Annotated in this window: 17 protein-coding genes; 12 read left to right on the top strand and 5 right to left on the bottom strand. The window is 44.5% G+C overall.

What is annotated here, in order from left to right; all coding sequences use genetic code 11:
• The first annotated feature begins 510 nt into the window (after positions 1-510).
• The 4 genes from AC1DO4_RS08960 to AC1DO4_RS08945 all read left to right on the top strand — a co-directional run bounded on the left by AC1DO4_RS08960 (position 511) and on the right by AC1DO4_RS08945 (position 6,470).
• Positions 511-3,681, top strand: coding sequence for an ATP-dependent helicase (locus AC1DO4_RS08960; RefSeq protein WP_477414956.1), 3,171 nt, complete (start codon positions 511-513; stop codon positions 3,679-3,681).
• Between the two features lie 81 nt (positions 3,682-3,762).
• Entirely contained in the window at positions 3,763-4,305 is a 543-nt protein-coding gene (locus AC1DO4_RS08955) for a transposase (protein WP_477414954.1), read from the top strand.
• A 237-nt stretch (positions 4,306-4,542) separates the two neighbouring features.
• Entirely contained in the window at positions 4,543-5,892 is a 1,350-nt protein-coding gene (locus AC1DO4_RS08950) for a M28 family peptidase (RefSeq protein WP_477414952.1), read from the top strand.
• Between the two features lie 8 nt (positions 5,893-5,900).
• Positions 5,901-6,470, top strand: a complete 570-nt coding sequence (locus AC1DO4_RS08945; RefSeq protein WP_477414950.1) for a hypothetical protein — start codon at positions 5,901-5,903, stop codon at positions 6,468-6,470.
• 390 nt (positions 6,471-6,860) lie between these two features.
• On the opposite strand, the gene AC1DO4_RS08940 is transcribed toward AC1DO4_RS08945, so the two are convergent.
• Together AC1DO4_RS08940 and AC1DO4_RS08935 are read right to left on the bottom strand one after the other, a co-directional pair.
• Complete coding sequence (locus tag AC1DO4_RS08940) at positions 6,861-8,693, bottom strand: RagB/SusD family nutrient uptake outer membrane protein (protein WP_477414948.1); 1,833 nt, start codon at positions 8,691-8,693, stop codon at positions 6,861-6,863.
• Positions 8,694-8,711: 18 nt separating this feature from the next.
• The gene (locus tag AC1DO4_RS08935) at positions 8,712-12,032 is read right to left on the bottom strand and encodes a SusC/RagA family TonB-linked outer membrane protein (protein ID WP_477414946.1); all 3,321 of its coding nucleotides are present in this window, start codon (positions 12,030-12,032) and stop codon (positions 8,712-8,714) included.
• Positions 12,033-12,478: 446 nt separating this feature from the next.
• Here AC1DO4_RS08935 and AC1DO4_RS08930 point away from each other — a divergent pair, with 446 nt between their 5' ends.
• The 6 genes from AC1DO4_RS08930 to AC1DO4_RS08905 all read left to right on the top strand — a co-directional run bounded on the left by AC1DO4_RS08930 (position 12,479) and on the right by AC1DO4_RS08905 (position 19,703).
• Positions 12,479-13,351 carry an EamA family transporter gene (locus AC1DO4_RS08930; RefSeq protein ID WP_477414944.1) on the top strand — a complete coding sequence of 291 codons (873 nt, stop codon included), beginning with the start codon at positions 12,479-12,481 and terminating at the stop codon, positions 13,349-13,351.
• A 183-nt stretch (positions 13,352-13,534) separates the two neighbouring features.
• On the top strand, positions 13,535-13,732 hold the full coding sequence (locus AC1DO4_RS08925; RefSeq protein WP_477414942.1) for a DUF6728 family protein: 198 nt from the start codon (positions 13,535-13,537) through the stop codon (positions 13,730-13,732).
• Positions 13,729-14,106 carry a RidA family protein gene (locus AC1DO4_RS08920; protein ID WP_477414940.1) on the top strand — a complete coding sequence of 126 codons (378 nt, stop codon included), beginning with the start codon at positions 13,729-13,731 and terminating at the stop codon, positions 14,104-14,106. The genes AC1DO4_RS08925 and AC1DO4_RS08920 overlap by 4 nt, the downstream gene beginning before the upstream one ends.
• Positions 14,107-14,209: 103 nt before the next feature.
• Positions 14,210-16,312 carry an ATP-dependent DNA helicase RecG gene (recG, locus tag AC1DO4_RS08915; protein ID WP_477414937.1) on the top strand — a complete coding sequence of 701 codons (2,103 nt, stop codon included), beginning with the start codon at positions 14,210-14,212 and terminating at the stop codon, positions 16,310-16,312.
• Positions 16,313-16,794: 482 nt separating this feature from the next.
• Positions 16,795-18,177: a M20/M25/M40 family metallo-hydrolase gene (locus tag AC1DO4_RS08910; RefSeq protein WP_477414935.1), complete on the top strand. Its 1,383-nt coding sequence runs from the start codon at positions 16,795-16,797 to the stop codon at positions 18,175-18,177.
• Positions 18,178-18,383: 206 nt separating this feature from the next.
• Positions 18,384-19,703, top strand: coding sequence for an MFS transporter (locus AC1DO4_RS08905; protein ID WP_477414933.1), 1,320 nt, complete (start codon positions 18,384-18,386; stop codon positions 19,701-19,703).
• A gap of 109 nt (positions 19,704-19,812) precedes the next feature.
• Here AC1DO4_RS08905 and AC1DO4_RS08900 read toward each other — a convergent pair whose 3' ends face one another.
• Positions 19,813-20,760, bottom strand: a complete 948-nt coding sequence (locus AC1DO4_RS08900; protein WP_477414931.1) for a tryptophan 2,3-dioxygenase family protein — start codon at positions 20,758-20,760, stop codon at positions 19,813-19,815.
• Between the two features lie 154 nt (positions 20,761-20,914).
• Between AC1DO4_RS08900 and AC1DO4_RS08895 the strand changes: the two genes are divergently transcribed.
• A complete protein-coding gene (locus AC1DO4_RS08895; RefSeq protein WP_477414929.1) occupies positions 20,915-21,391 on the top strand; it encodes a universal stress protein in 477 nt (158 codons plus the stop codon).
• Positions 21,392-21,466: 75 nt separating this feature from the next.
• Here AC1DO4_RS08895 and AC1DO4_RS08890 read toward each other — a convergent pair whose 3' ends face one another.
• Both AC1DO4_RS08890 and AC1DO4_RS08885 read right to left on the bottom strand, forming a co-directional pair.
• The gene (locus AC1DO4_RS08890) at positions 21,467-22,756 is read right to left on the bottom strand and encodes an HAD-IB family phosphatase (protein ID WP_477414927.1); all 1,290 of its coding nucleotides are present in this window, start codon (positions 22,754-22,756) and stop codon (positions 21,467-21,469) included.
• Between the two features lie 183 nt (positions 22,757-22,939).
• A complete protein-coding gene (locus AC1DO4_RS08885; protein WP_477414925.1) occupies positions 22,940-23,905 on the bottom strand; it encodes an NAD-dependent epimerase/dehydratase family protein in 966 nt (321 codons plus the stop codon).
• Positions 23,906-24,070: 165 nt separating this feature from the next.
• Between AC1DO4_RS08885 and AC1DO4_RS08880 the strand changes: the two genes are divergently transcribed.
• Positions 24,071-25,252, top strand: coding sequence for a formimidoylglutamase (locus tag AC1DO4_RS08880; protein WP_477414923.1), 1,182 nt, complete (start codon positions 24,071-24,073; stop codon positions 25,250-25,252).
• Positions 25,253-25,257 lie beyond the last annotated feature (5 nt).

The following is a 25,257-nucleotide window of genomic DNA, read 5'->3' as shown; positions in this document are numbered from 1 at the left end:
ATAGAGATTGCCTGGTATTTACCTATGATAAGTTGTAGAATCCCAGACTTACGAAATTTTTAAAACTAAGTCTCTCATCATGCCTTCGTTTTTTGGAATCGCTTTACCATAGCCAAAGTTTCATCCCACGTAAATGATTGTCCAATGCCATTTCTATGATCGTTAAATCTTTTGTCTAATTCATTGCACATCTTAATACTCAGATATTGTTTTTCTTTTCGTCGTTTTTCCATACTATTCGGTTTTTAACACGGGTTTATCCTGGGTAATTTATTGAATAAAGTTGAAATAACTTTTTGTCAGAATAAATTGTTCAAATAAAAAAGTGTTTCTTATTGATGGTTTAATAGTTACCGTGTAGGCCGTTTTTCATTTATATATCCTAATTTTGATATTGGGAGGGATCAATGGAATACTTCGAAAAACCTTCTATCATCAATCATCGGAAACGATTTTTTTAACAACAAAATCAAAAGTCTCCCCCTTCAGGGGGAGATTTAGAGGGGGCTTATGCAATCCAACTTCAATAAATACAACGATAAATTCCAGGCGGCTTTGGCGGGTTTAAACCCCGAACAGCTGGCTGCAGTAAATAAAATGGACGGACCGGTACTGGTAGTTGCCGGACCGGGTACAGGTAAAACGCAGATCCTGGCGGCACGGATAGGGAAGATTTTAACTGATACTGATGCACTGCCAAGCGAGATCCTGTGCTTAACCTATACCGATGCCGGCGCGGTGGCTATGCGCAAGCGTTTGTTTGAATTTATTGGTCCGGATGCTTACCGCATCAATATATACACTTTCCATGCTTTTTGTAACGAGATCATCCAGGAGAACCTGGAGTATTTTGGCAAGCTGAATTTGGAGTCGCTGTCCGACCTGGAATCGGCCATGCTGTTTCGAGAGCTGGTAGACGAGTTTGACAACGACCACCTGTTGAAGCGTTTCACCGGCGATGTGTATTATGATACCAAACGCCTGAAAGACCTTTTCAGTACCATGAAACGGGAGAACTGGGATGCGGCAATGATTGAGGCTGCGGTACAGGAATACCTGGATGATATCCCTAACCGCGAGGAATTTGTATACAAACGGGCCAATTCCAAAACCGGTATCAAGGTAGGCGACCCCAAACAAAAAGATATCGACGCCGCGCATGACCTTATGAAAAAGCTGGTAGCCGCCGTGCGCGAGTACCAGAACTATGATGCCAAAATGAAGAGCCGTGGCCGCTATGATTATGATGACATGATCATTTGGGTGCTGAGGGCTTTCCGTAACAATGAAGAAATCCTGCGCAAATACCAGGAGCGTTACCAATATATTTTGGTAGATGAATTCCAGGATACCAGCGGATCGCAAAACGAGTTACTGCGCTTTTTGCTGAACTATTGGGATGTGCCCAACGTGTTTGTAGTGGGCGATGATGATCAATCCATATTCAAATTCCAGGGTGCCAACATGAAAAACATCCTTGATTTTGCTAACGACTATGTGAGTACCCTGCATACAGTAGTGCTCAAGCACAATTACCGGTCGAACCAGCAAATTCTTGATATCTCAAAGGCCCTTATTAATAATAATTTTGAGCGCTTAACCACACAGCTCCAACTGGATAAAGACCTGCGGGCCTCGCATCCCCGTTTTGTTGAAATGACGGCGGAGCCTGTGATCCGCGAATATGAAAATCCCGACCAGGAGCTGGTTGATGTATCGGCGCAGATAAAACATTTAATAGATAATGGTACTCCCCCGGGCGAGATAGCGGTAATTTACCGTAACCACAGCCAGGTTGAGGAAATGATTCAGTACCTGGAAATAAAAAAGATAGCGGTTAATACCAGGCGCAAAATAGATATCCTCACCCAGCCTTTTGGCGAAAAGATCATCAACATTATGCGCTACCTCATGATGGAGCTCGATTCGCCTTATAGCGGTGATGAATTGCTGTTCGAAATTTTGCATTATGATTTTTTTAACATAGCGCCTATCGAAATTGCCAAGGCAAGCATCGCGGTATCACAGGAAAACTTCTCGGCCAATAGCAGGGATAAACCAAAAACATCCATCCGCCGCTACATCAGCGAGTTACGGCCACCGGCCCAGCCAGATCTTTTTGCGCCCGATAAGTATACCGAAATGAAGTACCTGCTGTACAATATTGATGAGTTACTAAAATCGGCATTAAGTAAAACGCTACAGGCTTTTTTCCAGGATGTGATAGCCAAAATGGGCATCCTGCGGTACATTATGCAGCAAGCCGACAAAGGCGGGTATATGCAGATGCTCACCAGCTTCTTCGATTTTTTAAAAGACGAAAGCCGCAAGAATCCCGATATCAAACTGTCCGACCTGATTGCTACCATCGATCTGATGAAAAAAAATGGCATCCGGCTGGATCTGAATAAAGTGATCTTCAGCGATAATGGCGTTAACTTTTTAACAGCGCATGGCTCAAAGGGCCTGGAGTTTGAGCATGTGTTTTTTATTGGTTGCGATAAGCGTACCTGGGATAGCAAAGGCCGCAACAGTGGCTTTAGTTTGCCGGATACCCTTACCAGTACCACATCTGATGATATTGTTCAGATTGAGGAGGCACGCCGCTTGTTTTATGTGGCTGTTACCCGTGCCAAGCAATGCCTCATGATCTCCTATGCGGGTCAGGATAAAAAAGGGAAAGCGCAGGAAGCCAGCAGGTTTGTAGGCGAGATATTGGCCAGCACACACCTGGAAGTAGAGTTTCCTAAAGTTACACCGGATGTAATGATCGATTTTTTAGCAACCCAGTTCAGTGAAGTGGAGAAACCCAAAGTTGAACTGCTGGACAGGAATTATATTAACCAGTTGCTGCAAAGTTATACCCTTTCGGTAACGCATTTAAACAATTACCTTGATTGCCCGCTGCGCTTTTATTTTCAGTGTTTAATCAGGGTGCCATCGGGCAAAAGTCCGTCGGCCACGTTTGGGCAGGCTGTGCATTGGGCCCTCAACAAAACTTACAGGTTGCTAAAGGAGAACGATAACGAGTTCTTGTCTACAGAGCAATTTATGAAGGAGTTTAAATGGTATATGGCCCGTAACCGGGATTCGTTTACCAGGGATGAATACAAATTACGCTTAGCCTACGGCGAAAAAATATTGCCCCCATACTACGAGCAAAACGTAAACACCTGGAACAAGATAGCCGTGACCGAAAAATCCATCAAAAACATCGAAATAAATGGCGTGCCGATAAAAGGTAACCTCGACAAGATGGAGTTTGATGGTAAAAATGTAACGGTTGTGGATTATAAAACAGGTAAGCTTAAAAACGCTAAAGACAAACTGCTGCGCCCAACATTTGATGCCCATCTTGGCGGCGATTACTGGCGACAGGGCGTGTTTTACAAAATCCTGGTAGACCATGACCGCACCAACGATTGGGAAGTAATAGATACCATTTTTGATTTTGTGGAGCCCGTAAGCGAAGGGGAATATCATCGGGAAAAATATGTGATAACCCCGCAGGATATAGCGTTGGTAACCAGCCAGATCACCGAGACTTACCAAAAAATTATGGCCCATGATTTTAACACCGGCTGCGGCAAAAAAGAATGCGACTGGTGCCATTTTGTAAAAAGTAATTTTAAACAGGCGGATGAGATGTTAACAGCAGCGAGCGAGGAAGAAGATGAATGATTTTTTTCCGTAGAGACGCATAATTGCGTCTCCCGCAGGACATTCAAATCCAGATAAAACGTTGGTTACAATGTAGAACAAATGGAAGATAAGTACCAAAAGAAATATCGCATATCATCGCCTCGCCTTGTCGGATGGGATTACGGTTCCCATGGTTTATATTTTGTGACCATTTGTACCAAACATCGTGTTCATTATTTTGGCGAAGTTATCCAACCTGAGAACCCCGACGATGCGTTTGTTGAATATTCTGATATGGGTAAGATTGCTTATGAGAATTGGTTAAGAATACCTGAATTTTCTCCATTTGTTAAACTCGACGATTTCAGCATAATGCCAGATCATATGCATGCCATCCTGTTTATTAACAAGCCCGATAAAACCTCATGGGAGGTTAATAAATTCGGTACACAAAAGGAAAATTTAGGCGCTGTTTTACGTGGATATAAATCATCCATCAAAACATTTGCTAATGATAATGAAATAGAATTTACATGGCAACCCAGATATTATGATAGGGTTATCAGAGATGATAAAGAATATGATAACATTCGCCAATACATTCATGATAATCCAAAAAACTGGTTGTCAGATAACAACGGATTTGAGAATTTTTATCTGTAGAGAGTAATTCCTATTTTTAAGGAACAATAATTTTTATTTTTTGTAGAGACGCATATTTGCGTCTCCCGCAGGACATTCAATCTATGCAAAAGTTGTGTATATTCTCTTTGATAGAAGATTAAAGAGAATATACCACTATTCCGATAAATATCACGGAAATTACAATGTTTGGCCCTAAACGCGGGAGACGCAATTATGCGTCTCTACAGAAAAAAGCACACAAACCCACAACCCCAGATGAAATACATCAAAACCATCCTAATCCTCCTACTCATCACTTCCGCGGCTTCGGCCCAAACCATCATCAAACAGGATGAAAAAATAAAGCAAATGGTTGATGAGGTATCCTCCAAAAATATCGAGGCTACCATCCGCAAACTGGTAACATTCAAAAGCCGCCACACCCTGAGCGATACCACCGGCAAAACAACCGGCAGCGGCGCGGCACGCAACTGGATCAAAGCTGAAATGGAAAAATACGCGCTGGAATCAAACGGCCGTATGACAGTTCAGTTTGATACGTTCACCCAGCCAAAAGGAACCCGCATTGATAAACCTGTAAAGCTTAAAAACGTACTGGCGATACTAAAGGGTACCGATCCAACTGATACCCGGGTGTACCTGGTATCGGGTCATTATGATTCACGGATCAACGATGTAATGGACGCCAACGGCGTTGAACCGGGGGCGAATGACGATGCATCGGGTACGGCGTTGTCTATGGAGTTGGCAAGGGTGATGGCTAAAAGATCATTTCCGGCCACCATAATTTTTATGACCGTGGTAGGCGAGGAGCAGGGACTTTACGGCTCAACCAATGTTGCCAAACGCGCCAAAGCTGAAAACTGGAATGTGGATGCCATGCTGAACAATGATATTGTAGGCAATACCCACGGCATGGAAACCGACCTGAAGGATAACCGCAGCGTTCGCGTTTTCAGCGATGGCATCCCTACCAATGCTACAGATAAACAGGTTGCGGCCCTGAAATCATTAGGCGGAGAAAATGACAGCCCCTCGCGCGAACTGGCCCGCTATGCCAAAGAAACCGGGGAAAGGTATGTTGACCAGCTGGATGTAAAACTCATTTACCGGCGCGACCGTTACCTGCGCGGCGGCGACCACCTGCCATTTTTGGAGCAGGGTTTTACTGCTGTAAGGTTTACCGAAATGAATGAAGACTTTAACCGCCAGCACCAGAACATCCGCACAGAAAATGGTGTAGAATACGGCGACCTGCCCGATTTTGTTGATTTTAACTACGTGCAAAAAGTGGCCCGCATGAACCTGTCGATATTAGCAAACCTTGCCTCGGCACCGGGCCGGCCGCAAAATGCAGGCATCATAACCAGCGAGCTCACCAACAAAACAAAACTCACCTGGGAAGCGCCCAGCACCGGCAAAAAACCGGCTGGCTACTACGTGCTGATGCGCGAAACCACCAGCGCCTTTTGGGAACGTAAGTTTTATGTAACCGATACCATGGCTACGCTGGCTTACTCCAAGGATAATTATTTTTTTGCTGTACAATCGGTAGACGCCGATGGGCATGAGAGTTTGCCGGTGTTTCCGAAGCCGATAAGATAAACACAAGTATGCAGCTGAATGCTATAGTCAACTTTATAGCTGGTGCCATTTATAGCGGGACTTTTATAATTGGTGTATGCCTGGTTATTATTAACCTTTTCAAACTTAAATTATGGAAAATTGATAGGTTATTACTAACTGAAGCCATTAACACGATACTGCTTTCTGGAGCGATGATTTACACCATAATGTGGATAGTGGAGGTTTTTGTGGCTTACTTTTCGGGAAGTGAATATGAACAATATATTTTTACTAACCAATTGTTTGGCTCCTATTGGTGGGCGGCACTCGCTTTGTTGATCAGAAGTATTTTGCTGCCGCAGATACTATGGATAAGAAGCGTTCGGAGATCCTTCGTTTCGACCATTATTATCATTTCAGTTTGGGCTATAATTGGCATTCCAGGCGCGTTGATCAATCTGGAGATTTTGTATGGTCGCTGGTTTGATGGTTCTTTGTGGGATAGTATTTATATGATAGCGTACGGGGAGCAATTGGTTGTTTATGGTTTACTTTTATTTGCCGCCTATTTTATTTTGAAAAGAAAAACAGCAATGCAAATAAAACACATTGTATAACCCAACCCACAAATCAATCGTTAAACGGGCCGTTCCTACAGAACTTTGAATAGGTGGGCTCCTTGTCCATGGGTTAAAACCTGTGGCTAATAGATGGTCCGTCCGCTATGCGGACTCTGATACGGGATCAAAACATTTTATGATGAAATAAGAAACTTGCTCTGTTTTTCGAACTTAATACTCCCGACACCCTCCCAATGAATATCATAGTTCACTTAACTTAACATGTTTTGCGCTCACAATTCTTTAGGAGCATAGCCCCGAAACATATTGTAGCCACGGGTTTCAACCCGCGGAATTAGTGCAATGAAAAACATAGAACCGTAGGTTCGGCACATAAAACAAGAAAGGCTGTCTTTTCGAGACAGCCTTTCTTATTGCCAACCTGTATTACCAACCCAGATTTTGGGTTAGTTTTGGGTTTAACGTGATTTGTTGGGATGGGATGGGGTATAAATAATTTTTTTCGGCAAATAACCTGGCAGTTTGATCAATGATCAGGTTGCCGTTGGCATCTTTGGCGTTCGTAGGCACAGGTTTTACAGCATCGGGGCCTAATTGTGCCTGGGTGCCTGTGTATTTATACAATACCGGCCATGGGCTTACAAAGCCGGCAGCATTGTCATACGCCGTGCCACCAGTATTAGTTACCAGGTCTGTTGTGCCGCTGTGCCAGCGCTTAATGTCGTCAAATCTAAAATCTTCGTCATAAAGCTCTATCGTACGCTCTCTTCTTATCTCGGTGCGCATATCCAGGTTGTTGGTATTCACCAGCGCGTTGGTAAGCCCCGGCATGCCATTGGTGGAGTTGCAGCGAAGGCGAACACGGTTTACAGACTTGTTGAGGTCCTCATCCGAAATTATTCCGTTTCTTTCATATACCGCTTCGGCATAATTAAGAAGCACTTCTGCGTAACGGATTACCGGGTAGTCTTCCGATTCCTTACCGTCAACCAATTGCCTTTCTGATATCCATTTTTGGTTGCCGTAGCCGTAAGGTTTGGCAGGCCCCAGGGAGTTTGCCCTGTCTGCGGCGTCTCCGGTCCAGTTAACACGGCCGTTTATGCTATACCAGTAATACTGGTAAGTGATTTTAATCGTGTATTTTAACCGGTTATCCCGGTTCTGGAATTCTGACAAATAGGTTTGAAAGCCGCCAAACTTTGGCGATTTTTCAACCGGCAGCCCATCATTGCATAAAAACATATTTACAAATTTTTGCCCTACACCGGTTGCCATGGTGCTCCGGCTCACAAATGCGTTAATCGGCTTCAATACATCATCGTACCGGGTAGAAAGGATGTATTCATGATTAGCAGTTTTGGTGATACCCGCAGGATTTGATTTGATGTTTTCAAGTATGAATAAGTATTTGAGGCAGGAGTCGCCCAGCACGGTGCTGTTGCCGCCAAGGGCATTAGAAGCCGCTGTGCCAAACAATGCATACTGGTTACTGGCCATAACGGCGGTGCTTGCCGCTATAGATTTATCAAGCAAGGCATTATACCGCGCAGCATCGCCCGACCGAAATTTTTGCCACGTACCTTCATAAAGCGCAACGCGGCCCAAAAATGCCTGGGCTGCCATCTGGGTTACACGGCCAAAATCTGCCGAGCTGGCGGCCAGCGAAACTGGCAGGGCCGGTATGGCTTCCTGCAGGTCGGCTATAATAAAATCAGCTATTTCGCCGCGGGTAGCCCTGGTGCCAAACAACTCAGGAGAAGTAAGATCAAGAGGTTTGGTAATCAGGGGGACACCACCATATTGCTGCAAAAGGTCAAAATAGGTATAGGCGCGGAAGAATTTTGCTTCCGCCACATATTGGGCTATTTCGGCCGGCCTTGGATAAGATGCGGCCTTATCCAGCAGGTAATTGGCAGCCCTGATCCTGCCATAATCAACATTCCAGTTTCCCGCGTTACCAAAGCCCGCCTCGGTAACAGGTACAATGTTGGTACCCGAACCGTAAGCGCCACCGCCACCAAACAGGTCTGAACGCCCGTCAGAATGCGGATTATCAGACAAACCGTTAACGGTAGTGAAGTTTTTAAGATAACCGTAATACTGGTTGGCAAAAGTTTTATAATCGGTTGCTGTTTTGAAGTAGGCCGGATCTGATAATTGGTCAAGCGGCTTTAAGTTCAGGGTTTTATTACATGACATTACGGCAAAGCCAAAGGCAACTCCCATAACCGACATGAACTTGATATATTTCGTCTTCATTTGATATCGTTTTTTAAATTAAAAAGTCACGTTTACGCCAAGGGTGAGGTAACGGTAAAAGGGGTACCTTTCGTTGCCGGCCACTGTCCTGGTAACTTCAGGGTCCCAGCCGTCATGTATATAGGTTTTTTCCCATAGGTCGCTGCCCGACAAATAAATCCGGAGGCCTTTTATGGCATGGGTGTGTGCAAGCAGGCTTTTAGGTATTGTGTAGCCAAGCACCACATTTTTAAGCCGTACATAGGCGCCGTTTTGCACCCGCCATGTTGATGGCTGATAGTTATAGTTATTGATACCGTTGTTCTGTGCAGAATGCAGGTTAGGATAATAAGCATCCGGATTTTCGGGCGACCATACGTTGCCCAGGTAAGAAGTTGTTTGACCCTGGAAAATGGATAGGAAAGGCACACTGAAGTTTGCTGATGACCCCGTACGGAGCACGGCCCGTTTACCAACTCCCTGCAAAATGGAGTAAAAATCAAACCCATTCCACTGCAAACCAAAGTTAAAACCAAAACTGTACCTCGGGTTATCAGACCCAAGATAAACAAGGTCGCCCTTATCGGCTGCGGTGCCTCCTATACTAAGTTTACCATCGCCGTTAACATCCACAAACTTATTATCGCCGGGGCGCAGGCCGCTCATCTGGCCGGCAGGGTTGGCAAGTGCCGACGGAATTGGAAGGCCTACGTTATTAGTGCTTCCGGTAGGCGCGTATTGGGCATTATAGGCATCAACTTCGGCCTGGGTTTGAAGCTTGCCGCCATATTTTAAGCCGAAATACGACCCCAGGGGATACCCTTCTACAGTAGCATTATACCCGGGTGCAATAACATTTGCTCCGCCGTAATGAACCAGCTTATTTTGGTTGTCGGTAATTGTACCGGTAAGCGAGTAGGTTAACTTGCCGATGTTTGACCGCCAGGTAAGGCTGCCTTCATACCCCCAGGTATGTAATGTTCCGATGTTTTGTGCCGGTGCGCTGGCGCCAAGTACACCGGGGTACAGCTGGCCAAGCAACATATTATTGTTTTCATTTCTGAAGATGTCAAAAGAGCCCGAAAGGTGGTCGTTTAAAAAACCGAAATCCAATGCCACGTTCTTTTTAATCACGGTTTCCCAGGTTCTGTTGAGGGAAACCAGGCTTCCTGTAGTAGTTACAGAGGTAGCCAGGTTTGAGCCAAGTAACGCTCCGCCGCCATTTACGTTAAGCGATTGTAAGTAATCATACAAGCCAATCCCGCTCTGGCTACCGGTGGTTCCGTAGCTTGCCCGCAGTTTAAGGCTCGAGAATATATTGAGGTTTTTAACAAATGATTCTTCGGATATAAGCCATGAACCCAATACCGAACCAAATATCTTCCACCTTTTTTCAGCAATAAATTTCGATGAGCCATCGTAACGGCCCTGTACCTCCAGGTTATATTTGCTGTTGTAGGTATACGTTGCACGGCCGAAATAAGATCCCAGGGCATAATGGTTCTGGGTTTCACCATTGGTTACAAAACCTGCGATACCGCTGCTAATGCCGGTTCCTAACGAAGGGATATCATCGCTGCCCAGGTTATAGGTACGCGTGGTGAAAAAATTGTACTCATCGCGCTCATATGAACTTCCGAGCATTACCCCTACCGCGTGAACCTTGTTAAACACATTATCGTACGATACCCTGCCTGCCAGGTTATAATAAGGCTCGGTGATATTGCTGCGGTTATAAAAAGTATTGCTGCCACCGTTTCCGCCGTTTATCGGGTTAGTTTGTATTAACAGGTTACCGGCATAGTTATAAAACTGAACCTGCTTTTGCTGTATCCTGCTATCCTGATACCACACATGGTAGCCGGTTACCGCGGTAAATGTGAGGTGTTTGGCAAAATTGTAGGTAAAAGTTGAATTTAACAGAGCCCTGCTGTTCGATTCCTTATTGTCGCCACCATATTTAAGCAATGCCGGGGCACTGTAAACTGTTCCCCATGCGTATGGTTGTCCTTTTGAAGTAAACGCGGGCAGGCCTGGCTGGCCGTAGTTGCTCAGCGCGCTGTAACCTCCGTAACTGTATAGCGTAGGCTGCTGTATATTATTCCGTTCAAGGGAGATATTGGTTTCCAGGGTTACCCTGTCGCTAAACTTATAGCTATGATTTAAACGGAGATTATAACGCTGGTTTCCGTTAAGGCCCCATTTTAACTGGCTGCCGTCGTTAAGGTAACCCAAAGATACGCGATAGGCGTTATGTTCGTCGGAGCCCGAAAAGCTCAGGTCCTGTTGGGTTGATGTGGCATTTCCCCATAACATTTTTTGCATATTGGTATCAAAAAAAGTAAAGTCCTTAACATCGCCAAATGATGGCAGCGGTGTGCCGTTATATAAAACGCCATTGGCCGAACCGGCATAACCTGGTAATTTGGTGATATCGATATAAAGGGAATCAGGCGGATGGGTGGCCAGGTCGGCCAGTTGATACCAAAGATAGCTTGAAGGAATCACGCCATAGTTATCGTTGATTAAGGCCTCTTTCAAACTTTCACCCCATTGCCGGTTATTGATCAAAATAGGCTGAAGGCCAAGTCTCTTTTGCGATATAGTGGAGAGATATTGTACATTCATTTTACCGGGTTTGGCTTTTTTGGTGGTGATAAGCACTACGCCGAATGCCGCGCGTGCACCGTAAATGGATGCCGCGGCGTCTTTTAAGAAAGATATATTGTCAATATCATTCGGATTAATAGAGTTCAGTTCGGCATTGTTAACCAGTGCAACACCATCCAGCACAATAAGCGGATCCTGTGTGTTTGTAGATGTGGCCCCGCGGATCTGGAAGTTCCAGTTTTCACGGCCGGGTTGGGCAGAGGAACGGGTAACCACAACGCCGGGAACCTGGCCCTGCAATGATTCAAGCGGGTTATTGATAGGCCCTCTGTCCTGGAAAACCTTTGAGGAAACGGTTGCAACGGCTCCTGAAACGGTAGCGCGTTTTTGCTGACCATACCCTACCACAACCACCTCTTCCAGGCCTTTGTTTGATGGCTCTAATTTGATCACCATTGGCTTGTCGAAATCTGCGGTCAGGGTAACCGATGCATAGCCAATGCTCTTGAACTGCAGCGATGCATTTGCCGGAACTATGATTTTAAAAGTTCCGTTCAAGTCGGCCGCCACCCCGTTAGAAGTACCTACAGCCAGTACAGTGGCCCCTATAACGGCTTCGCCGGTACTGGCGTCAATAATTTTACCGGTAACGGCCTTGTTCTGGGCCGATGCTGTTGCCCAGCAGGCAACTAACAGAAGTACAGCAAACAGCCGTAGTATCCGGTGTCTTGTTTCGTAAAAAACATTCATAAAGTGTTGATTTTAATGTTCATAATTTAAATTTGTATTGGGTTTCAGTTATTTAATCATGGCTTATTTTTATTGCCCCCTGGCAGGTAATTAGTATGGTATAGACATTAAAAGCATTGGCGGATACTCATTTTCCATGCATTTTTTTCAATTACACTACAAATTCTGCTAAAACAACAGGGCGTTGAGGCTGCGGGGCCCTGAACAAAAAAGAGGCTATCCTTTTGAGACAGCCTGCGTAGGTGAGGCTTTTTATTAGTTTTGTATCAGGTATTTCTTTAGAAAAAAGGATCCCGACAGGCCAGCTAACATTTAGCCAGGCTAAAGTCTCACCTACGGGAGAGTTTTAGATGGGGCTTTGGGGAAGTTATTTAGACACATTTACTTAATATCGTTATTTGGCGAAATTTTTATGGCCTGTTATTCGCAGGCAGAATATCTATTAAATGAAAAAAAGCAAAATGCCCATACGCCCGTTATTGGCGGTTTTAGGCTCGATATTAAGCGTTCAGATAGGGGCTGCAATTGCTAAAGAGCTATTTCCGGCCCTTGGGGCGGCAGTTACCGCTACCTTGCGGATAGGGTTATCTGCTTTGATATTGGTTGCAGCCAACCGCCCCAACGTAAAAACATTAACCCGCGAACAATGGAAAGCGGTTATCCCGTACGGGTTATGCCTGGGGGGCATGAATTTAATTTACTACCTCTCCTTATCGCGCATTCCCCTGGGTATCGCCGTTACCCTTGAATTTATGGGGCCGCTGCTGCTTGTGGTGTTTAGTTCAAAACGTGCCATCGAATTTTTATGGGTATTGCTGGCAGCAGGCGGAATTGTATTGATGACACCCTGGAATAACACCAATATTGATTTGTTTGGCGCGGGCATGGCCTTGCTGGCCGGTGCTTTTTGGGCCGGATATATTGTTTTAGGCAGGCGGGTATCGGCCGTGTTAGATGGCAGGCAGGCCGTTACCATAGGTATGCTGTTTGCATTGGTTGTGGCCTTACCATTTGCTTTTGCAGGCGGAGGCATGGTGAATTTTAAAAGCAGTATGCTTATACCCAGTGTTGCATTGGCATTATTTTGCAGCGCGGTCCCGTTTTCTTTAGAGATGTATGGGCTTAAATATATCCCCACCAAAACGTTCAGCATCCTGATGAGTATGGAGCCTGCTGTTGGAGCCATCTGCGGATTAATATTTCTTAAAGAATATCTTTCTGTAAAGGAGTACGCCGCGGTAGTACTGGTGGTAATTGCAAGTGCCGGGGCAACAATTGGTAACCGGCAGGATATAGGTAATATAACGCCCGAAGTTTAATGGAAGCAAGCTCAAAGTGTTCTCTTTTTCTTTCTGTTTGTCTAAAGAAAATTGTTATTTCCTTGAAGGGCGTGGCCAGCGTGGGACAAGGGCGACATTTAGTTTATTTAATAATTAAGTTATTAAAAATGCAATTTAAAGTCTCCCCAGTTTAGGGGAGATTATTCACGATTTTATTTTTTTATGGTGTTCATGAAAGCTGCGCTATTTAGAGGGGCTTTTATTAGTTTTGTAATTATGTATTTCTTTAGAAAAAAAGATCCCAACAGGCCAACAAACATTAACCTGCGCATTATGCATATTATAAATGCTATTGCCATAACTATGTTTTTAGCTGGTATCATCTACAAGCTGATACAAGTGTTCATACTCAAAAAATGATGGAAATAATAAACACCAATAACGCACCTGCACCTATCGGGCCTTACAGCCAGGCTACTGTTGCCGGTAATTTTGTATTTGTATCGGGACAAATCCCGCTTAACCCAGCAACCGGCGAACTGGTAACCAGCGGTATTAAAGATGAAGCAGTGCTGGTAATGGAAAACATTAAAGCCATTTTAACCGAAGCAGGCATAGGCTTTGCCAACGTGGTAAAAACCAGCATATTTTTAACCGACCTGGGTAATTTTGGCCAGGTAAACGAAGTATACGGCACCTATTTCACTGCCAACTTCCCGGCCCGCGAAACAGTACAGGTATCTGCATTGCCAAAAGGCGTTAATGTAGAGATCTCGGTTATTGCGGTAAAGTAGGCCTCACCCCGGCCCTCTCCAAAGGAGAGGGAGTATAAAAGAAATTATAAATAAACACGCAAATCAAAAATCCTCTCCTTTGGAGAGGATTTAGGTGAGGCCTATGGATCCTTTTCAAACACCACTTACATACTTAAAAGGCGCCGGCCAAACCCGGGCCGAGGTGTTGAAAAAAGAGCTGGGCCTGGCCACCTTTGAGGATCTGCTGCGCCATTTCCCTTTCAGGTATATCGACCGTACCAAATTTTATAAAGTAAAGGATATTAACCCCGATTTGTCTTATGTGCAGGTTTTGGCGCGTGTTATCAGCAAGCAGGTGGTGGGCGAGAAACACACCAAACGCCTGGTAGTACAAACCCGTGATGATACCGGCACACTGGAACTGGTGTGGTTTAAAGGGATCAACTGGATAGAGAAAACCATCGCTCCCGGCAACGTATATATTGTATTTGGCAAACCGGGCTTTTTCAACGGGCAGGCCCAGATGGCGCATCCCGAAATGGAGGTTTATTCGGCGGCAACCATACAGCGGCAGGGCAACGCTACCTTGCAGCCGGTATATAATTCTACCGAAAAGTTAAAACAGTTTCAGCTGGATAGTAAGGGGATCCAAAAACTTACATCCAACCTGCTTGAGCTCCATGCCAAGGATATCAAGGAAAATCTGCCTTTATATATTATTCAGCACTTTAAACTCATTGACCGGGCAGGAGCTTACCGTAATATCCATTTCCCGGCAGATGCCAATTTACTCAATGAAGCATTGCACAGGCTGAAGTTTGAAGAGCTCTTCCTGTTGCAGCTAAAGCTATTGCGCAATAAGCTATTGCATACCCAAAAGTTTAAAGGAAATGTGTTTGGTACGGTGGGGCATTATTTTAATGATTTTTATCACCATAAATTGCCTTTCAGCTTAACCAATTCGCAAAAGAAGGTACTAAAAGAGATAAGGCAGGATACACAACGCGGGGTACAAATGAACCGCCTGTTACAGGGCGATGTAGGCAGCGGGAAAACCGTTGTAGCCCTCATGAGCATGCTGATAGCTGTTGACAACGGCTTCCAAACCTGTATTATGGCGCCAACTGAAATATTGGCAAGCCAGCATTTCCAGACGATCAGCAGTTTGGTAGGGGATGATTTTATTGCGGTGGCTTTGCTTACAGGATCAACCAAACAAAAAGACCGTAAAATATTACACCATAAACTGGAAAGCGGCGAGCTTAAAATACTGATAGGTACCCATGCGTTGATAGAAGATAAAGTTCAATTCAAAAACCTTGGCTTTGTGGTGATTGATGAACAGCACCGTTTTGGCGTGGAGCAAAGGGCCAGGCTGTGGCGTAAAAATATTGTGCCCCCGCATATCCTCGTGATGACGGCCACACCCATCCCCCGTACCTTGGCCATGACCTTGTATGGCGATCTGGATGTATCTGTAATAGATGAGTTACCTGCCGGCCGTAAACCTATCCAAACCCTGCACTTTTTTGAAAATCAGCGCCTGCGGGTGTTCGGCTTTATGAAAAAAGAAATCGCGCTGGGCAGGCAGATCTACATTGTATACCCGCTGATTAAGGAAAGCGAAAAGCTCGATCTGAAAAACCTGGAAGATGGTATTGCGGTTATATCGCGCGAGTTTCCCTTGCCCGATTACCGCATCAGCATAGTACATGGTAAATTAAAACCTGCCGATAAGGAATTTGAAATGCAGCGATTTATTAAAGGCCAAACGCAGATCATGGTTGCTACAACCGTTATCGAGGTTGGGGTAAACGTACCCAATGCATCGGTAATGATCATTGAAAATGCCGAGCGGTTCGGCTTGTCGCAATTGCACCAGCTGCGCGGCAGGGTAGGGCGTGGGGCCGAGCAATCCTATTGCATTTTGATGAGTAGCCATAAGCTAAGTCCCGATGGTAAGATCCGCCTGGATACCATGGTGAAAACCAATAACGGTTTCGAGATCTCCGAGATCGACCTGCAGCTGCGTGGCCCGGGTAACCTTGATGGCACCCAGCAAAGCGGTGTGCTCGACCTTAAAGTAGCTAACCTGGCTACCGACCAGGAGCTGTTGTTTAAAGCCCGCAAAACGGTGGAGCAGATCTTTGCCAAAGACCCCCAGCTGGCCCTCCCCGAAAACCAGGTACTGCACCATGCCTTCGAAACAAAAAATGCCGGTTTAAGCTGGGATAAGATTTCCTGATAGGGTGAAAATTGCTTCGTGACTACCCATGACGTATCTATTTTCAAGGTGTAAAGGCCTGTCAGTCTGAGTAATCTTTATTTGGTTCCAAATAATCGCATTGAAAACGACATTTTTTCAATGCTGATAATCAGCAAGTTATAGACTTGTCATTGGCAGCCTGTCGAAGACTCGTGGGGAGAGGCTTGCCCGCTGTGCTTCCACAGGCTCAGGTACTGTCTTAAAAATAAATTTTATCTCCCGCAAGGTTTGAGCAGAACAAGGTGAAAATTAATTGCCCGAAATCAACGTATTACATTGGTGGCTCAAGTCGATTTATGTTTATACAAATTCAATTGCAATATCTGACTTATTTTTCGCCCAAAATATTAAATTTGTTTCCGACTGACTTTTTGTAGATTAATCTTTAATAAAACTGTACAAAACTCGATTTTATTGAAAGATTTCTACATATTTTTACCATTTTTTGAACATTTATATAGATGAAAAAAACACTTACGCTCCTCTTTTCCATGCTGTTATCAGCCAGCCTGCTCCACGCGCAGGACTCATTAATCATCCGTAAAATTTACGACGAAGCCCTGGTAAACGGCAAAAGCTATGAGAGCCTCCGCTACCTGTGCAAAAGTATCGGCCAGCGTTTAAGCGGCTCGGCCAATGCACAAAAAGCTGTAGACTGGAGCAAAAAGCTAATGGAAAGCTACGGCTTTGATAAGGTTTACCTTCAGGAAGTTATGGTTCCGCATTGGGTAAGGGGCGCAAAAGAAACCGCTTTTATCATTGATGGCAAAACCCGCATCCCGGTGCCGATAGCTGCATTGGGTATGACGGTAGCTACGCCCAAAGAAGGCATCACCGCTAATGTTATTGAGGTACAAAGCCTTAAAGAGGTTGAAACCCTTGGCGAAAGCGTGATAAAAGGTAAGATAGTTTTCTTTAACCGGGGCTTCGATCCACGGTTTATTGAAACCGGGCACGCATATGGAACCGCTGGTGATCAGCGTTTTATGGGCCCGGCTGTCGCCGCCAAATATGGCGCGGTAGGCGTTATCGTCCGTTCATTAACCGAAGCGCTGGATGATTATCCGCATACCGGCGCAACATTGGTTGATAAGGACGGCAAGAGCATTCCTGCGGCGGCAATATCAACAAAAGCAGCTAACAGGTTGAGCACTATGCTTAAAATGCGTAAGCTGCCTCTGATTAAATTCTACTTTAAGCAAAGCTGCCAGACATTGCCCGATGTATTGTCCTACAACGTTATTGGCGAATTAACCGGTACCGAGCATCCTAATAAGTTCATCACCGTGGGTGGTCACCTGGATTCATGGGATTTAGCAGAAGGCGCTCATGACGACGGAACCGGTGTAATGCAATCGGCGGAGGTTTTAAGGATCTTTAAAGCAACGGGTTATCGCCCTAAAAACTCGGTACGCGCTGTGTTTTTCATGAACGAGGAGAACGGCCACAAAGGCGGCACCAAATACGCCGAGCTTGCCGCCCAAAATAAAGAAGAGCACATTGCTGCCATTGAAACAGATGAGGGTGGTTTTACCCCGCGCGGCTTTAGTTTCTCGGATGTATCAAAAGATTTCATCGCAAAAGTAAATAGTAACTGGAAGGCAGTACTTGAACCTTACGAAGTTGATCAGCTAACCATTGGTGGGTCCGGTACCGATATTGAGCCAATGAAAGAGAAACTACCCGGAGTTATCCTGATAGGTTTCCGCCCTGATTCTCAACGCTATTTTGATATTCACCACACCGCAAATGATGTTTTTGAAAACGTGAACAAACGCGAGCTTGAACTGGGTGCTGCCGGCATAGCTGCCTTGATTTACCTGATAGATCAGCACGGATTCTGATAGATTTCAAATGTGCAAATTAACAAATCCTTTTTCCGCCGCCTGTGTGCTTACAGGCGGCTTTTTTATTCTGTTAGCTGTTTGTGACGACGCAAACCGGGGGGCTAAAATCTGCACATTCGCATTTTTACATCAAAAAAATCCTGGTAATCCTGCAAAATCTTGTTAATCGTATTGTAAATTTGCGGCACATCTAAAACAACGCTGTGGCCGAAGAAGGAGATAGTAAACCCAAAATTGATTCTTTTGCAGCATTGCGATATAAAGATTTCAGGTCTTATATCGGGATGCGCTTTTGTTTCACCTTTGCATATTCTATGCAGGCCGTTGTAATCGGCTTTTATATTTACCAGTTAACAAAAAGTGCGTTTGCGCTGGGGCTTGTAGGTTTGTGCGAAGCCATACCTGCCGTTTGTATTGCCTTGTACGGAGGTTACATTGCCGATAAATCCGAAAAACGCAAAATGCTGCTGCTGATATTTAGCGGGGTAATCCTTACATCTGTTGTAATGTTTGTGGTTACGCTTAAAAGCATGATCGGGGTAATCCATACCGGCTGGATAGTACCCATTATTTACATCATGATTTTTTGCAATGGTATTGCCAGGGCCTTTTACGGACCGGCAACTTTTACCATTTACGCCCATAGTATCCCCAAAGAATTATATCCTAACGGAAGTACCTGGAGCAGCTCGAGCTGGCAGGTGGCATCCATTATAGGTCCGGCTGCGGGGGGATTAATTTATGGTTACGCTGATAAACTGATCCCTGGTTTAACCGGTATTACCGCCACGTTTGCCGTGATTATATTTTTCTTGCTGGTATCGCTATTGTTGGTTGCGTTATTGCGTAAATATCCGCCGGTATTTGTACCTAAGGAAAGTATCTGGAAAAGCCTTTCTGAAGGCATCCACTTTGTGTTTAGCAATAAAATGATGATTGGCGCCATGAGCCTTGATCTGTTCTCCGTGTTTTTTGGCGGCGCTGTGGCATTGTTACCAATATTTGCAAACGAGATATTAAAAGTAGGAGCCGAAGGACTGGGTATTATGCGGGCTACATCCTCATTAGGTGCAGTATTAACCATGCTGGCCATGACGCGGTTTTCGCCTATGGGTAAGCCCTGGCGTAATTTGCTTATTGCGGTAACGGGTTTTGGCCTTTCTATTATCTGTTTTGGTTTATCTCGCAGCTTTTACCTGTCGCTATTATTTTTATTTACCGAAGGCGCGTTCGATAGCATCAGTGTCATCATTCGGGGAACCATTATGCAGCTGTTAACGCCAGACCACATGCGGGGCCGTGTATCGGCAGTAAACCAGATGTTTATCGGCTCGTCAAATGAGATAGGCGCTTTCGAATCAGGAACGGCTGCCCGCCTGTTGGGGACCGTACCTTCTGTAATATTTGGTGGCAGCATGACCATGATCATTGTGGGCATTACCTACCTTAAAACCAAAAAACTTATCCCGTTATCATTACAGCAGATACAGCCGCCGAAGGAGGTGGAGAAGGAAATAGTATAATGAATAAGTCATGCCGAACTTATTTCGGCACACCACAGGCAAGGTGTACAACATGAAGTCGAAGTGTCCTGTGAGATCCTTAAATAAATTCAGGATGACTATTGGGGCTTTACCCCAATACACTATCTACCCAGGCCTTGCCCCAATTTTCTATTTCTTCGGCGGTCCAAAGTGATGGATAAAAAATACGTTTCTGGAAACGCGGAGGCAGGTATTTTTGCCAGTTGGTGCCGCCGGTAGCTTTAATCTCTTCCGGCTCGCGGTTAAGATAGCGCACAGCCGATTTATAATGCGACAATGGCCAGTTTACATTTACGTTGGTATCCAGATGGCGCAGCTCATTTTTTAATTCGGCGGTCATTTGCCCGGCTGCTTCAAATTTTAAGGCAAGGGCATTAAAATTATAATTTACCGCCGCCTTTCCAAGCTCAATGAAGGTTTTGGAATACTTTTTTTCAAATTGCTTAAGCGTTAAAGTTTTCTTACCGGTTGATAGCTCGGTAGCGCCAAACTTCCAGTAAAGGTATTCAAACTGTTCTTCTATGGATGCACCGCGCAGTTCTTCGCGCTTATCTTTAGCAACCAGGTTAATAAAATCGGTAGCATAAATTTCAATCATCCGGTACTGCCCTGATTGAAAGCCGCTGGCAGGCAACAACGACATCCTGAACTTAAGGAACTGATCTTTCTCCATACCATCAACCATGATCTCGAACGATTGGGTTAAAGCCCCAAAATAACGGTTAATACGTTTTAACCGGGCTGTTAAAAACTCGGCGGTTAGTGGCTGTGCTTCTGTAATCTGCCGGCACTCGTGCAGGGCCAGCTTAAAATATAGTTCGGTTATCTGGTGGTAGATGATAAATATTTCTTCATCCGGGAAAGGCGTTTTAGGATTTTGTAAACTTAGTAAGGTATCCAGGTGGATATAATCCCAATACGTTAAAAAATCAGCATAAAGTAAGCCGTCGAGGTACGAGTTCATATCCTGGCCCATGGCCTCATATTTTTCCTGTAGTTGTGCCAGACGATCTTCAATTTCGGGATGGAATTGCATTAACAAAGGTAGTAAAATGAGATGAGCTGAAATAAGCCTAAGTATCTCCAAAAGATAAAACATTTTTAAAGTGTGAATGTCTTATTATCTGAACCGGGATTTACAAAATTTTTGAATTAACAGAATAGTAAATTCTGATCTAAACTTAAACATCATGAAAATCAGAAAAATATTGATAGGCGTTGATGATAGTACTTACGCTCATAATGCCGCTGCTTATGGCTTTGATGTTGCCCGCATGTATAACGCAGCAGTTGGTTTGGTACATATTATTGAACCTGTTGTTTATCCGCCGGATGCTAACGATGGCTTTACAGGTATATCGATGGATCCTAATCTGGGCTTAATGCAAACTGAACTTGTGAATCTGCAGAGCGAACAATCATCAAAAGTTATAGAAGGTATTATAGAAGAATTTGGAAGCGGGTTAGAAGTTTCGAAATTTGTTGAATATGACAACACCGGCGATGGCATAATAAATTGCGCAAAAGAGTTTAATGCCGATTTGATAGTAGTAGGTACGCACAAACGTTCTGGTCTTGATCGTTTGCTGTTGGGGAGCATAGCCGAAAGCGTTATCCGTCATTCAAATATACCCGTTTTGGTGGTGCCGTTTGCAGACGAAGAATAAATCCAGGTTCGGGCGTTACAGTTTAAAAACTTTCCCCCGATAGCTCTCGCTCCCGGTAACCCGAACCTCGCAACCTTAATAAAGCAGCCTGAACTTTATGGTATGTTCAATGGCTTTTAGTTCGTTAAGTACCTGGGTGTCATAGCCGGTGTTTACGTCTGTTATTACGTAGCCTATCTGGGCATTGGTAACTAAAAACTCGCCAACTATGTTGATGTTGTGGCGGGCAAACACATCGTTTATTTTAGCCAATATACCGGGTATGTTTTTGTGGATATGGATCAGGCGGTGCGCATTACTAACCCTTGGCGGCTGCAGATCGGGAAAGTTACAGCTGGTATGCGTTTTTCCTTCGTTCATAAAAGCCATAACCCGCTTAGGAATAAAATCGCTGTTATGGGGGTTATGCTTAGGGTCATCAAATATAATAATACCGCAATCGGTAGCTGCATCTGCCAGTTTACGGTTACATTTGCCAAAAATACCTATCACTTTTAACCTGCCGGCGTTCTGGATCTGTTCGGGATTGGGCTGATGCTCTTCATCGCAGAATAAAACTCCGGCTTCCTCTAAATATTTTTCTTCAATAGTTTCCCGGTTGCGGATGTTGTAGCCTTCCTTTTTCATTTGGGCCTGTGCATCCTCATCAATATCACCTACTACCAGGCATTTAATCCGGTTTTTGGGGTACGAGATGGCTCTTGGCAGTTTATTAAGGTACAGGAATTCATCAAAGCTTGGTGTAATATGGTCGGCCTTTTCGGCTACAGATTTGCGCTCGATGTTTTCGGTAAAAGCAAAGAATTTTTTGATCATACCCGATTCCTTTAACTGGAAATCGGAGTAGCCATCACCTATGCCATAAATATCGCCGGGCAATTGCAGCTCTTTTAGTAATTTAACTTTACCACCTTCCTGCGAGAGGGGATTGGTACGGTCATAGCCTACAATATTGCCTTCCTCGTCAAACTCAAAGGTATTGGCGTAGATGTTTTCTTTTTTGATATGATACTCGGTAACCACGGGCGTAATAAATTCCTTAAAACCGCCGGATACGATCAAAACCTCGTCCTGGTGATTTTTAAAGAAAATAGTATTACGGGAAAATGAAGTGGATACCTTTTTCTTAAGATGGCTGATAAGCTGCTTTAAATGATCGCGGTTGGCCTGCAGCAATTTAACCCTTGCTTCTAAACTCTGGGTAAAGGATAGCTTGCCCTCCATCGAGGCGTTGGTTAAATCTTCAATTTGCTTGTAAATACCCTCGCGGTCGGGGTGATTTTTGAGAGATATGCGTGCCAGTTCGTCAAGGGCCTCAACCTGCGTAAACGTGCTATCGAAATCAATAATAAAGTACTGCTCCATCTTGGGTGCAAATGTGCGAAAAATTTTATTGATAGGGTAAGCAGAGTTTTATTAGTTCATTAGGAGTGCGTTGATTTATAAAGAATCTTAGGCTTACAAATGGAATATGACCTGTTTGTAGAGGCTTTAGCTCATTAATTTAACCTTTTGTTAATTTGTAAATTGGCGAAATATTTTAGAAGGCTATGTCAGTACTTCACAAATTTCTTTAACCGTTTTCCTTATCGGTTTAAACTCAATACCGATAGCCTTTTTAATTTTTGAGTTGTCAAACTCCCGCGTTACAGAAGCAGCCTGTGCCGACGTTTTATCAATAGCCGGATCACCGCCCGTTAAGGTAGCCCAAACGGCGGCTCCGCGCCAGGCCAGTTCCATTAACCATGGTTTGGCTAACATAGCAGGTGGTTTTACCCCGAACCCTTGGGCAGTTTCGGTAGTTATGGCTTTATAGGTATAGTTTTCGGCACTGATAATATAGCGTTCGGCTGTGATATTGCTGTTCATGAGGCCTATCATACATTTGGCCACATCCTCCACATCAACAAAGCCAATGCTGCCGGTGGTATAAAACTTAAGTCCTTTACGTACGGTATTAAACAATGCGCCGCTTCCTTCTTTGCCTGCACTGGCGCCTATAATGAGCGAAGGGTTTACAATCGTGGCATCCAAACCTTCAGCAATGCCCCGCCATACTTCCATTTCACTTTCCAGCTTGGATATGGCATAGCCATCATTTTCTGTTGACTGTTCCAGGTGGTGATTTTCGGTAGTAAGTTCGCCAGGTTTGGCAAGGCCTATGGCAGCAATGGAACTTACATGCACCATTCTGGTGCCCTTTTCTGCGCATAAATTAACCAAATTTGCTGTGCCGGTAACGTTTGTGTTAATCATCGGCTTTTTATCGGCAGCTTTTAATGATACCCATGCCGCGCAATGGTAAACCTGGGTTATACCTTCCAGCGCGTTCTCCAATGCAAAAATATCAAGCAGGTCGGCATCAACCCATTCAATTTGTGATTGAAAAGGAACAAGTAAAGCAGGTATAGTTGAGGTAGCCCGTTTTGTGCAACGAATATGCGCACCGGATTTAACCAGCAGCTTTGCCAGTTCGGCCCCTAAAAAACCTGTTGCGCCAGTAATAAGAATCATTTTAATTTGAAGATTTGAAAATGTGCTGATTTGAAAATGTAAAAGTGCACAATATCATTTGATGATTTATCATACACTGCTTTTGAAAATTTGCATATTTGCAGCTGAAGTAAGCGATTGATCATTTTCAAATCTTCAAATTAGCACATTTTCAAATTACAATTAATGTCCTTAGCTGATTTTTTTACACCTGTTGATCTAAAAAAGATCGCTCCTAAAAAGGGGTATTATACAAGCCAGCTTGGCGATATAATTGTGCATTATTCGGTCGATTTTCCTGACCTGGAAGAAAAAACCGACCTCGCCATTATTGGTGTGATGGACGACCGCAACGCGACCGACAACCAGGGCTGCGCCCTTGGTCCAGATTATATCCGCGAAAAATTATACCAGCTTAACGAAGGTGGTTATAATTTAAAAATTGCCGACCTGGGTAACATTGTTGCCGGTGCAACGGTTACCGATACCTACTTTGCCCTTAAAACTGTAATTGCCGAATTGGTTAAAAAGGATATTGTGCCTATTATTATAGGTGGCGGGCAGGACCTTACCTATGCACAGTACCTGGGATATGAAGACCTGGAGCAAAAGGTAGACCTGGTGGTGATCGATTCGCGGTTCGACCTGGATGAGGATGAAACATCCGGAAGTTTGGAAACCACTTCGCAATCCTATCTCAATAAGATATTTTTACACGAGCCCAATTACCTGTTCAATTTTAGTAACCTGGGCTATCAAACGTATTTTGCCAACCAGGAGAGTTTGCGGGTAATGGATAAGCTTTACTTTGATGTACACCGCCTTGGCGAACTGAGCGGCAACATTGCCGTAACAGAACCTGCCATCCGTAACGCCAGTATGATTAGTTTTGATGTGGGGGCTATCCGGTCATCAGATGCTATGGGAAATGCCAATGCTTCTCCCAACGGCTTTAACGGGCAGGAGGCCTGTCAGCTATGCAGGTATGCCGGGTTTAATGATAAATTGAGCTCAATTGGCTTTTATGAATTTAACCCGGCGTATGATAATAATGGCCAAACTGCTATGTTGCTGGCGCAGATGATATGGTATTTTGTGGATGGTTTTTATGGCCGGAAGCGTGATTTTCCGCTCAACCCAAAATCACAATACCTTATTTACAAAACCAGCCTTAAACATGAAGACCAGGAAGTGGTATTTGTAAAAAGCAAGAAATCCGATCGCTGGTGGATGCAGGTACCGTACCCAACCGGCGGATCGCGTAATGAGCGTTTTCACCTGGTGCCCTGTAGTTATGCCGATTATAAAACAGCTACATCCGGCGAGTTACCAGACCTGTGGTGGCGTACCTATCAAAAATTGAACTGATAATT

The sequence above is a fragment of the Mucilaginibacter sp. P5_A6 genome (assembly GCF_056400585.1).
Note: the sequence above shows the minus strand (reverse complement) of the source record. Positions and strands in the feature narration are given on the sequence as shown.